At 73.7% G+C, this 748-nt stretch carries 1 protein-coding gene; it reads left to right on the plus strand.

All coding sequences use genetic code 11. The annotated features are described in order from the left end of the window. A partial coding sequence (locus K7854_RS37270; RefSeq protein WP_308112615.1) for a ketoacyl-synthetase C-terminal extension domain-containing protein occupies positions 1 to 748 on the plus strand: 748 nt, incomplete at both ends.

Here is a 748-nt window from a genome sequence, read left to right on the forward strand (position 1 = left end):
GTTGGTCAGTGCCGGGGTGCAGGCGTGTGAGGTGGACGTGGTGGAGGCGCACGGTACGGGGACGCGGTTGGGTGATCCGATCGAGGCTCAGGCGTTGCAGGCCACGTACGGGCAGGGCCGTGCGGAGGGGCGGCCGTTGTGGTTGGGGTCGTTGAAGTCGAACATCGGGCATGCGCAGGCTGCTGCGGGTGTGGGTGGTGTGATCAAGATGGTGATGGCGTTGCGGGAGGGTGTGCTGCCGCGGACGCTGCATGCGGAGGAGCCGTCGCCGCACATCGACTGGTCGGCGGGGCGGGTGCGGTTGCTGACCGAGGAGCGGGAGTGGCCGCGGGCGGAGCACCCGCGCCGCGCCGCCGTGTCGTCGTTCGGCATCAGCGGGACCAACGCCCACGTGATCCTGGAGGAGGCCGAGGCCGCCGGGGCTTCCGGTGCGGCGGACGGCGGAACCCGTGACGAGGGCACGCCTGTTCTCTCGGGTACGGACATCGTCGGCTGGCCGGTGTCGGCCGCGTCCGCGGACGCGCTGCGCGCGCAGGCCGAGCGGCTGGGCGCGCACTTGGCCGACCGGCCCGGACTCGCCCCGGCCGACGTGGCGTTGTCCCTCGCCACCACCCGCACCGCCCTCACCCGGCGCGCCCTCGTCATCGGGGACGGCCGCGACGAACTGCTCGCCGGCCTCACCTCCCTCAGCACCGGCCAGCCCGGCAACGGCCTGGTGAAGGGGACGGCCGACCTCGGCACCAAGCCG

This window comes from Streptomyces hyderabadensis (assembly GCF_020404845.1).
GTDB classification, from domain to species: Bacteria; Actinomycetota; Actinomycetes; order Streptomycetales; family Streptomycetaceae; genus Streptomyces; species Streptomyces hyderabadensis.